Genomic DNA, 10,457 nt, shown 5'->3' with positions numbered 1-10,457 from the left:
TCGGTGACCTTGTCGCGGATCGTCGCCGGCTTGCCGCTGCGCACCGACATGCTGCGCGGCGCCAGTTCGGTCGCAATTGGATCGTCGGTGCATGTGGTGACGAGCGGCGCCGGATTTTCGATATCCGCGGAAGGCAGCGCCATGAATAACGCCGCGCCTGGCCAGCAAGTTCGTGTGAAAACGGCTGGGGGACAGATCATTACGGGCATTGTGAAGGACAGTTCGACGGTCGAAATCCAGTTGTAAAAGCCGGGCTTGAGCGGCTTATGTGGGGTAACCCTCACTTGTTGCACTTTGTTTCAATTAGCCGGAAGCCTTGTGGGATAAGGCGTTCCAGCCGATGTAACCCGGCAGCGGGTGGTCCGGCAGGCGCAAGGGGTTAAGTTTTTACACCGCTTCGCCGATAAAAGGATCACATCGTCAGGGAAGACCATCGTGAAAATCGATTCCAGCAACACCAGCCAGATCGCAGCATTGCAGGAAGCTGCGCAACAACGTGCGGCGCAAGCCGAATCGCAAACGCCGGGCACCACCAACGGACCTCAGGCCACCACCAGCGTCACGGGCGGCTCGAATTCCACGGTGAGCTTGTCGGCTTTGTCGACGGATTTGCGTACGTCGAGCAGCGCCGACATCGACACGGCGAAAGTCGCGGCGATCAAGGCATCGATCGCGGACGGCAGCTACAAGGCCGATTCGAGCAAGATCGCCGACGGCATCTTGTCCAGCGCGAGCGAGTTGTTGAAGACGCAATCCCCGCCGACCGGCGGCTGAGCACGACGTCGCTTTACAGGCGGCGACGCAGCGCCGGGCGGCTTTATTGACCTTGGCACCGCCATTTGGCGCGGGCCGGAGTTTTTAGCGAGTCGCCCATGAAAGACGCTTTGCTTGCCACCGTAACGGAAGAAATCGCCGCTGTAGAGGCGTTTGAATCGCTGCTTGCCTACGAAGAGAGGGCGCTCACGGCTGCATCGCCGCTTGAGACGCTGCCTTCGATCATCGAACAAAAGGTTGCGTTGACCGGGCAGATCGCCGTGCTCGAACGCCGGCGCGATGAGCAGCTCGGCGCGCTGGGCCTGGCCCCGGGGTTTGCGGGCATGGAACAGGCCGTTATTGGCGATGAAGCCTTGATTGCCCGCTGGCAGGAATTGCTGGACGTGGCCGGGCGGGCGAAGCGCAGCAATAACAATAACGGCGTGCTGATCCGTACTCGCATGGAGTACAACCGGACGGCGCTGGCGGCGCTGACCATTGCGCCAGTGAAGTCGGCGTTTTATGGGCCGGATGGGCGGGTACCGGGGGTACTGGGGTTGTAGGGCGCTGGCGCTTGAGTGGGGGGTGTTTTGTGGTTGGGGTTGGTGCTGGGTTGTTGCTCTTTAGGTCTTCGCGCGTTCCGTACTGGCTGTTCTTTTTCGCACTATTAGCCACTGTGCGTGGCGGCACTTCATTTCTTTTTCCAACGGCGAAAAAGAAACGAAGCAAAGAAAACGCCTCCCAACCGCTAATTCTTAAGTGTCCCGAGCGTGCGCTGACAACTGTTTGGTACTTCAGAAAAACGGTTGCCGTCATAACATCGAACAGTTGAAACCCTCCCCCTCCGAACACGGATACCCACACGCTTCGCCACCAGTGTCTGTGACAATCAACCGGTCAACCGGCGGGGCGTCGCCTCTTCATTCTCCGAATTACCCCCCTTTCTCCGCCCTGATCAGCCAATGGTCACGGTCAGCTTTTCGCAATAATCGCTTCACTGGATCAGAAGCTCAGGTCTTCATCGAAGGCCGGCTGACCGGAGTGCAGCGACGTGGCAGAAGAAAGCGATCTCGAAAAGGCCGAATCAGCAACTCCCAAGCGCCTCGATAAGGCGCGGGAGGAAGGTCAGGTCGCGCGCTCACGGGAACTGGCTTCGTTTGCGCTGTTATCGGCGGGATTCTTTGGCGTCTATGGCATGTCCGGGCCGATCAACCAGCATCTGCAGTCCATCCTGCGCGGCGCGCTCACGTTCAACCACAACACCGTACTCGATACCAACCAGATGCTGATCGGCGCAGCAGCAGCCGGCAAGGAAGGTTTCTTCGCCCTCTTTCCCGTGCTCGCGCTGACCGCACTCGCCGCCGTCATTGCGCCCATGGCGCTCGGCGGGTGGCTTCTCACCACCAAACCGCTCTCTCCGAACTTCGGCCGGCTTAATCCGATCAGCGGACTGGGCAAGATCTTCTCGTCGCAAGGGCCTATCGCGCTCGGCATGTCCATTCTGAAGACGCTGGTTGTCGGCGGGCTTGCCGGCTGGGCGATGTGGCATCGGAAAGAAGAAGTGCTCGGTCTCGTGACAAAGCCGCTGAGCCTCGCCCTCGCCGATGCCATGCACCTGATCGTGGTGTGCTGCGGCATGGCGATCGCGGGCTTGTTCCTGGTCGCCGCGCTCGATGTCCCCTACCAACTCTGGACGCATGCCAAGAAGCTGCGCATGAGCAAAGAGGAAGTGAAGCGTGAACATCGTGAAAGCGATGGCGATCCGCACGTCAAGGGACGCATTCGTGCGCAGCAACGTGCAGCCGCGCGCCGCCGGATGATGACGGCAATCCCCACGGCCGATGTGATCGTGACGAACCCGACGCACTTCGCCGTCGCGCTCAAATATGCCGATGGCGAAATGCGCGCGCCGAAGGTCGTTGCGAAGGGTGTGAACCTCGTGGCGGCACGCATCCGCGAACTTGGGCGCGAGCACAACATACCGCTGCTCGAAGCGCCGCCGCTCGCTCGCGCGCTTTATCACAACGTCGAGATCAATCGCGAAATTCCAGGCGCGCTTTACGGCGCGGTCGCGCAGGTTCTGGCGTGGGTGTATCAGTTGCGCAAGTTCAAGGAAAACGGCGGCGAGCGGCCGGACGAACCGGAAAACCTCGAGGTTCCCCCGGAACTCGATAAAGGCAACGTCCCCGAATCCGAAGCCGATCAGGAAGCTGCAGAAACGCTGGCTGAAGAAGCCGCTAAAAACGAATCAGTCAAAGGAAGCAAAGCATGAACGCGCGCGCCGGATTTTTCTCGAAGCGCCCTGAGGCGTTGGGAACGCAGAACTTGAGGGCGCTGGCCGGGCCGGTGCTGATCTGCATGATCCTCGGCATGATGATCTTGCCGTTGCCGGCGTTCCTGCTCGACTTGCTGTTCACGTTCAACATCGCGCTTTCCGTGATGGTGCTGCTTGTCAGCATGTACACGCAAAAGCCGCTCGACTTCGCCGCGTTCCCTGCCGTGCTGCTGTTCTCCACGTTGCTGCGCTTGTCGCTGAACGTGGCATCGACGCGAATCGTGTTGCTGGAAGGCCATACCGGTCCAGATGCCGCCGGCCAGGTCATCGAATCGTTCGGCCACTTCCTCGTGGGCGGCAACTTCGCGGTCGGTATCGTCGTGTTCGTGATCCTGATGATCATCAACTTCATGGTGATCACCAAGGGTGCGGGGCGGATTGCGGAAGTCGGCGCGCGCTTCACGCTCGATGCAATGCCGGGCAAGCAGATGGCAATCGATGCCGACCTGAACGCCGGCCTCATCAACGAAGATCAGGCGCGCAAACGCCGCGTGCAGGTCGCGCAAGAAGCCGAGTTCTACGGTTCGATGGACGGCGCGAGCAAGTTCGTTCGCGGCGATGCAATCGCCGGTTTGCTGATCATGGTGATCAACATCGTGGGCGGGTTGATCGTCGGGATGTTGCAGCACGACATGGACTTCGCGCACGCGGCCACGAACTACACGCTGCTGACCATCGGCGATGGTCTCGTCGCGCAGATTCCGTCACTGATCATTTCGACGGCCGCCGGCGTGATCGTGTCGCGCGTGGCAACCGAAGAAGACATTGGTACGCAGTTGACCGGGCAGTTGTTCAGCAACCCGCGCGTGCTGATGATCACGGGCGTGATCATCGGGGTCATGGGGTTGATTCCAGGCATGCCGCATTTCGCGTTCTTGCTGCTTGGCGGCGGTCTTGTCTATGCCGCACGCACGATGAACCAGCGCGCCCAGGCGAAGAAAAAAGCGGACGCTGTGACCGAACTTGTGGCGCCTGCCGCCGCACCGGTCGAAAACAGCGAAGCGAGCTGGGACGACGTCGCGATGATCGACCCGCTTGGGCTTGAAGTGGGGTATCGGCTGATTCCGCTCGTCGACCGCAATACCGATGGCGAGTTGCTCAAGCGCATCAAGGGCATCCGGAAGAAATTCGCGCAGGAAATCGGCTTTTTGCCGCCGGTGATTCATATCCGCGACAACCTGGAATTGCGGCCGAACGGGTATCGGATTGCGTTGAAAGGCGTGGAAGTCGGCGTGGGCGAAGCGTTCCCTGGCCAATGGCTCGCAATCAATCCGGGTCAGGTCACGGCAACGCTGCCGGGCAGCCCGACGCAAGACCCGGCGTTCGGCTTGCCGGCTGTCTGGATCGATACGAATTTGCGTGAGCAGGCGCAGGTCTACGGCTATACGGTCGTCGATGCCAGCACGGTTGTCGCCACGCATTTGAATCATCTGGTCGTGACGCACGCCGCCGAGTTGCTCGGGCGTCAGGAAGTTCAGGCGTTGCTGGAACGCGTTGGCAAGGACACGCCGACGCTGATCGAAGATCTGGTGCCGAAGGTCATGGCCCTGACCACGCTGCAAAAGGTGCTGCAGAACTTGCTGGATGAAGGCGTGCCGATTCGCGACATGCGCACGATCGTCGATGCGCTTCAGGAACACGCCCCCAAGATCTCCGATGCTCACGATCTGACCGCCGCCGTGCGTCTTGCGCTTGGCCGCGCGATTACGCAGCAGTGGTATCCGGGGAGTGGCGAATTGCAGGTGATGGGGCTGGACCCGGCGCTTGAGCGGGTGTTGTCGCAGGCTTTATCGACGGGGGCGAATCCGGGGCTGGAGCCGGGATTGGCACAGACGCTTTTGAATTCGACGCAGAACGCGATCATGAGGCAGCAAAATATCGGGTTGCCGCCGGTGCTGCTTGTGCAGCATTCTCTGCGGGCGATGCTTGCGCGGTTCCTGCGCAGGAGCTTGCCGCAGTTGAAGGTGTTGTCGTATGCGGAGGTGCCGGATACGCGGGGAATCAAGGTGGTGAATTTGATTGGAGCGCAAGGGTAGGGCGGGCGGGGGCGCTGGCGCTGGGGGAGGGTTTGGAGGGGTCGGGGGCGGAGTTGGGGTCGGGGTCAGTGCTGGGTTGCTGCTTTTTAGGTCTTCGCGCGTTCCGTTCTAGCTGATTTCTTTAGCACTGTTAGCCACTGTCCGTGGCGGGACTTCATTTCTTTTTCCAACGGCGAAAAAGAAACGAAGCAAAGAAAACGCCTTCCAACCGCAAATTCTTAAGTGTCCCGAGCGTGCAGTGACAACTGTTTGGTACTTCACAAGAACGCTCGACGCCATAACCACCAACACTTGAACCCCTCCCCCTCCGTCAACAGATACCCACACGCTTCGCCACCAGTAACTGTGGCAGTCAATACGGAAACCTGGCCCAAGTAAACAACGGGTTGAGCACGTGACGGCGCTACAGCATCTTGAACTTGCCGAGACTTTGCCGCCGGTGGTCCCAGGCTCGCGCGGGCAAAACGGAACCAGTACAGCCAGCCCCTCCATTTGGGCGCCAGGGCGCGCAGCGCGGAAGCCTGGTTAACGGATTCCCACACTGGTGGCGAAGCGTGTGGGTTGCCGTTGACGGAGGGGGAGGGTTTCAAGTGTTCTTAAGTCCGGCGTCGAGCGTTCTTGTGAAGTACCAAACAGTTGTACGTGCACGCTCGGGACACTTAAGAACTAGCGGTTGAGAGGCGTTTTCTTTGCTTCGTTTCTTTTTCGCCGTTGGAAAAAGAAATGAAGTCCCGCCACGGACAGTGGCTAACAGTGCTAAAGAAATCAGCCAAAATAAACCGCGCGGTAGCCTAGATAGCAGCAACCCGGCACCAGCCCCGACCGCAAAGAACGGTACCCAAGCGCCAGCGCATAACTCGTGAAATGAAGTCCCGCCACGGACAGTGGCTAATAGTGCTAAAGAAATCAGCCAAGACGAAACGCGCGAAGACCTAAAAAGCAACAACCCGGCACCAACCCCGACCGCAAATAACGGTACCCAAGCGCCAGCGCAAAACCCGTGAAATGAAGTCCCGCCACGGACAGTGGCTAACAGTGCTAAAGAAATCAGCCAAAACAAACCGCGCGGTAGCCTCAAGAGCACCAACCCAAGACCAACCCCGACCGCCAGGTCACCCCGCCGCCAACGCCCCCCTCGAAAACCGGCTAAAAGCCGCATAACACGCGCAAGCGACCAAAATAGAATCAACCGAAGGAATACTCGTGAACGTAAACACGTCCTTCACAGTCAAAAACCCGACCATCGATCCGATGATCCACGCAACAAACGTCATCACCTTGATCTGCGGTTCGGCCACAAGCACCTTCTCGTCATACCCATTGCGCCGATAAAGCAAAAAATCCGCGATATAAATCCCCGCCACCGGCGGCGTCGCAATTCCAAGAAACAGCAGAAACGGGATGAACCATCCCATGATATCCATGCTCCCCACGATCACCGCAAGAACGCCCAGCGCAACGGTGATCTGCCACTTGGGAAACCGCGTGAACAAGGTCGATACAACCAGCGTCCCCTGAAACATATTCCCTGCATTGCCCGTTACAGTAGCAAAAATCAGCAGCAATGCAGCCGGAAGGACGGCCCCGAACACGGCCATCGACCCGAGCAACGAACTCTGCCCTGTCATTCCGCTCGGCGTCGCGCCCGCCCAGTACAACAGCGGATACGCAATCAGAAATGTCATCCCCGCACCAATGATCGCGTGCTTGCGGTCATGCACGAAGCTGCCGAAGTCCGGCAACGTGGCGACCAGCACGATGATCGTGCCAACAACCGTCGATACCGCCACGCCCGTATTCATCTCCGCAAGCCGCACGGGCACCTCGGCCGATCCATGCGCCGCGACGTAAAGACAATACGCAAGCATCAACGCAATGACGGGTACCGCGAACTGCGCGACCTTGCCCAGTAACTCGAAGCCAAACGCGGTCGCGGCGACGAAAATCACGCATCCGATGGCAACCAGAATCGGCACCGGAAGGTTGAGCCCGTGTTGCGCAAGGAGGTCATGCACGGAATGCCCGAACATGTTGGCCGTGACGGCGATCCACCCGAACAGGCTGACGGCAAGAAGAATGTTGATCGCAATCGCGCCTTTCTCGCCGAACGGGTACTTCACGATTCCATACGTCGGCATGCGCGCTTTCTCACCCACGCAAATGGTGATGATCGACAGGATGGTCAAGATGATGCTGCCGAGCACCACGACCTTGATCAACGCCGAGCTGGACAACTGACTCCCCAGACTCGACGATGAAAGAAGAACCGGCGTCACCGCAATGCCCAGCAAAATCATGGCAATGCGATGTCCGGGCGCGGTATTCGAACGTTCGCTAGTTTCACGCATACAAATAGTCCTTGAAAGTCTCGTTCGCTCACGCGGAATAGAAATGGCCGGTGTAGGCGCGCCAGCTTCCGTGCGACGTGATTTCCTTCTGGTTTTCAACAAGCCACGGTTCGGCAAGAACGCCGAGTACTTGAGTGCCGTCACGCAATGTGACCTTGCCAATCGCCAATCCCGACGGCTCGCTCAGCAACAGACCGGCGAACGAAACCAGCGGCAACGCCCAGATCTCGAGCGCGACAGACGTGCCGCCAGCCGCGACGCGGATCATTCCCGGATGACGATCGCCGATACTCCATAGCCGGTAGTGCGCATCGGTATGGTCCTCGCGAAGGAAGACGCCCTGCGCGGCGATCATGTTCTTGTTCAATTCCAGTCCGCGCATCAGCGTGCCGTTGACGGCAAGCAGGGTGGTTTCCATAATCGACATGCCTTTATCGTTCGTTAATAAATCTGGATTGCTAAATAATTAGTACGTAAGTTACGAAAACCTATTGTGTGATCCATGTACCGGTTTTCTGGTCGAGCGCGCGACGAATCGCATCAGGGCTCGTAATCAGGCCTTTGCCGTTTCCGCCGTTCGCACGGCTATGCGTCACGAACCGCATGATCGCTTCGATCTTCGGCAGCATGCTGCCCGCGCCGAATTGATCCTGCGCGATCAGGATCTTCGCTTCGGCAAGGCTCAACGTATCGAGCCAGCGCTGTTCCGGTTTGCCGAAGTTGATCGCGACCTGTTCAACGCCCGTGGGAATCAACAGCAGGTCGGCGCCGAGTTGCTCGGCGAGCAGTGCGGAAGCCAGGTCTTTATCGATCACCGCTTCCACGCCCGAGATCTGCTGCCTGTCATCCACCACGACGGGTATGCCGCCGCCACCGCACGCAATCACGATGCAACCCTGCGCCAGCAACGAGGCAATCACCTCGCGCTCCATGATTTCGAGCGGCTGCGGCGAAGCGACAGTTCTGCGCCAGCCGCGCCCCGCGTCCTCCATCAGCGTCCACCCGAGTTCCTGCTGGCGCCTGCGCGCGGTGTTTTCATCGAAAAAAGCGCCGATGGGTTTGGCCGGATTACGGAACGCCGGATCGTCGCGGCTCACGCGCGTTTGCGTCACAACAGTGACCACGCGACGATCGATTCCGCGTCGTCGCAACTCATTGCTCAACGCCTTCTGGAACATATAGCCGATAGCGCCCTGCGTATCGCCGACCGCATAGTCGAGCGGAACGGGACGGACTTCGTCGGCGGCAAGTTCCGAGCGCCGCAAGATGAAGCCGACCTGCGGCCCGTTGCCATGCGTGAGCACCAGGTCCCAGCCTGCCTCGATCATTTCGGCGATGTGTCCCGCGCTCTCGATCACGGCTTCATATTGATCAGGAATACTATTGTGTTCATCGTCGCGGATCAGCGCATTTCCGCCAACCGCGACGATCGCCAGAGGCTTCGTCATGGTGTGTTCCAGTGTGGATTAAACGTATTCGGCCAGCGCGCGAATGGCATCGATGAACCCCGGCATCGGCGCCGTGGTAATCCCCGCGCCGATCTGCCCGACGCCCGCCTGCTTGTGCGCAATGCCTGTGTTGATGATCGGCAGGATGCCGCGATCGACGACCTTGCGTGCATCGATACCCGCGGCCGTCGGCGCGAAATTCAGCGCCGGCAGCGTGAACGCCGGATTCCCGCCGAGGGTGATCGCCTGCATCCGGCGGCTGTTATTGGTGGCATCGGCCGGTGTTCCGCCCACGAACTTGACGATAGCCGGCGACGACGCCATCGCGAATCCGCCGACGCCTGCTGTCTCCGTAATGGCGCTGTCGCCGAGATCGGCCGCCGCGTCGTCCACGCCGTATCCGGGGAAGAACAGCCCTTCCACCGGATTGGCCGGCGCCTGGAACCAGCGGTCGCCGGTGCCCGACATCTGGATGCCGAAGTTCACGCCGTTGCGCGCCATGACGGTGATCATGGAACTGAAGGGGACGTTGTGGGCGGCGTCCATCATCGCCTTGCAGGCCGCCATGGACAGGTTCAGGAAGAAGTGATCATTCCCCACGATAAACGCCGTCACGCGCTGGATCGTGTCGATGGGCAAGCCGCTGGACAGCAGCGCGGGGATCAGGCGCTTGATGAGCAACCCAGTGGCGGCGGCATTGCGGTTATGCACTTCGTCGCCCATATGCAGGGCTTGCGCCATCATCGGCTTGAGTTCGACTTCGCCGAGCACCTTCAGCGCGGCCTTCAATGCAGGCGCGAGTTCGTCCTTCATCCAGTGAAGACGGTCGAGTACTTCGCTGTTGTTCGCACCGAAGCGCAGCACCTTGCCGAGCCCTTCGTTGAAGTTGCTGAATGTGCGCCGGCCGTTCGTCTTGTTCTCGATCACCCACAGCGGCATCGACGGGCTGATGATGCCGGCCATCGGACCCACCGCCTGATAGTGATGGCACGGCTCGAAGCGGATCGCGCCGTCCTGCGCCATTTTTTCGGCGGCTTCATGCGTCGCGGCCCATCCTTCGAACAAGATCGCGCCGATGATCGCGCCCTTGACCGGCCCGCACATGTTCGGCCAGTCGATGGGCGGCCCCGCGTGCAAGATGAGCTTCTTCTGCGACATCGCACCGATCGCGTTCGACGCGATCATCACGTCCACCAGAACGGGTTGCGCCGCGATGTATCGGTGGAACGCCTGCTCGTTTGCCTGCTCGACCAGCGGATGGCGGATCAGCGACGCGAGGGCGAGCCCCGCGTCGACATCGCCGAGTGCGGGCGGTTGCCAGGTCAGGTTGATCACATCGCCGCCGGCGAGCGCGAGGTTATCGGCGAAACTGGCCAGGCCCGCGTTGACCACTTGGAGTGGCTGTTGAAATAGCGTATTCATCATGGTTCCGTTATTTTTGCGCCTGGATTTGAGCAATGTGGGATGCCCAGAGCGCAGCCTGCGCGTTGCACCCGGCGACCAGCACGCGGGCCTCGCGCAAGATGTCGACCTGGCA

General features: G+C 59.9%; 9 protein-coding genes. 5 read left to right on the top strand and 4 right to left on the bottom strand.

The features are described 5' to 3' along the window. From flgA to flhA, 5 genes are all read left to right on the top strand, one after another. Nucleotides 1-246: flagellar basal body P-ring formation chaperone FlgA (gene flgA, locus ACRXB1_RS20380; RefSeq protein WP_449493025.1), on the top strand; the 246-nt coding region annotated here is incomplete at its 5' end. 189 nt (nucleotides 247-435) lie between these two features. Then, nucleotides 436-774: a flagellar biosynthesis anti-sigma factor FlgM gene (gene flgM / locus ACRXB1_RS20375; RefSeq protein WP_062000642.1), complete on the top strand. Its 339-nt coding sequence runs from the start codon at nucleotides 436-438 to the stop codon at nucleotides 772-774. Nucleotides 775-872: 98 nt separating this feature from the next. After that, nucleotides 873-1,316 carry a flagella synthesis protein FlgN gene (locus ACRXB1_RS20370; protein ID WP_449493024.1) on the top strand — a complete coding sequence of 148 codons (444 nt, stop codon included), beginning with the start codon at nucleotides 873-875 and terminating at the stop codon, nucleotides 1,314-1,316. 488 nt (nucleotides 1,317-1,804) lie between these two features. Beyond that, nucleotides 1,805-3,025 carry a flagellar biosynthesis protein FlhB gene (gene flhB / locus ACRXB1_RS20365; protein ID WP_449493023.1) on the top strand — a complete coding sequence of 407 codons (1,221 nt, stop codon included), beginning with the start codon at nucleotides 1,805-1,807 and terminating at the stop codon, nucleotides 3,023-3,025. Beyond that, a complete protein-coding gene (gene flhA / locus ACRXB1_RS20360; RefSeq protein ID WP_062168376.1) occupies nucleotides 3,022-5,124 on the top strand; it encodes a flagellar biosynthesis protein FlhA in 2,103 nt (700 codons plus the stop codon). The genes flhB and flhA overlap by 4 nt, the downstream gene beginning before the upstream one ends. A 1,112-nt stretch (nucleotides 5,125-6,236) precedes the next feature. Here the strand turns inward: flhA and ACRXB1_RS20355 are convergent. The 4 genes from ACRXB1_RS20355 to ACRXB1_RS20340 all read right to left on the bottom strand — a co-directional run bounded on the left by ACRXB1_RS20355 (nucleotide 6,237) and on the right by ACRXB1_RS20340 (nucleotide 10,345). Beyond that, nucleotides 6,237-7,472, bottom strand: a complete 1,236-nt coding sequence (locus ACRXB1_RS20355; protein WP_449493022.1) for a cytosine permease — start codon at nucleotides 7,470-7,472, stop codon at nucleotides 6,237-6,239. A 28-nt stretch (nucleotides 7,473-7,500) separates the two neighbouring features. Then, a complete protein-coding gene (locus tag ACRXB1_RS20350) occupies nucleotides 7,501-7,899 on the bottom strand; it encodes an allophanate hydrolase-related protein (RefSeq protein ID WP_062168378.1) in 399 nt (132 codons plus the stop codon). 61 nt (nucleotides 7,900-7,960) lie between these two features. Next, a complete protein-coding gene (gene arcC / locus ACRXB1_RS20345) occupies nucleotides 7,961-8,920 on the bottom strand; it encodes a carbamate kinase (protein ID WP_449493021.1) in 960 nt (319 codons plus the stop codon). 18 nt (nucleotides 8,921-8,938) lie between these two features. Further along, nucleotides 8,939-10,345: an oxamate carbamoyltransferase subunit AllG family protein gene (locus ACRXB1_RS20340; RefSeq protein ID WP_449493020.1), complete on the bottom strand. Its 1,407-nt coding sequence runs from the start codon at nucleotides 10,343-10,345 to the stop codon at nucleotides 8,939-8,941. Nucleotides 10,346-10,457 lie beyond the last annotated feature (112 nt).

It is taken from the genome of Caballeronia sp. M23-90 (assembly GCF_053574605.1).
Note: the sequence above shows the minus strand (reverse complement) of the source record. Positions and strands in the feature narration are given on the sequence as shown.

What these genes read in the sequence shown, in the direction of transcription:
- ACRXB1_RS20350 (WP_062168378.1), bottom strand. Translation starts at nt 7,899, where the DNA reads ATGTCGATTATGGAAACCACCCTGCTTGCCGTCAACGGCACGCTGATG.
- ACRXB1_RS20355 (WP_449493022.1), bottom strand. Translation starts at nt 7,472, where the DNA reads ATGCGTGAAACTAGCGAACGTTCGAATACCGCGCCCGGACATCGCATT.
- flhA (WP_062168376.1), top strand. Translation starts at nt 3,022, where the DNA reads ATGAACGCGCGCGCCGGATTTTTCTCGAAGCGCCCTGAGGCGTTGGGA.
- ACRXB1_RS20340 (WP_449493020.1), bottom strand. Translation starts at nt 10,345, where the DNA reads ATGATGAATACGCTATTTCAACAGCCACTCCAAGTGGTCAACGCGGGC.
- ACRXB1_RS20370 (WP_449493024.1), top strand. Translation starts at nt 873, where the DNA reads ATGAAAGACGCTTTGCTTGCCACCGTAACGGAAGAAATCGCCGCTGTA.
- arcC (WP_449493021.1), bottom strand. Translation starts at nt 8,920, where the DNA reads ATGACGAAGCCTCTGGCGATCGTCGCGGTTGGCGGAAATGCGCTGATC.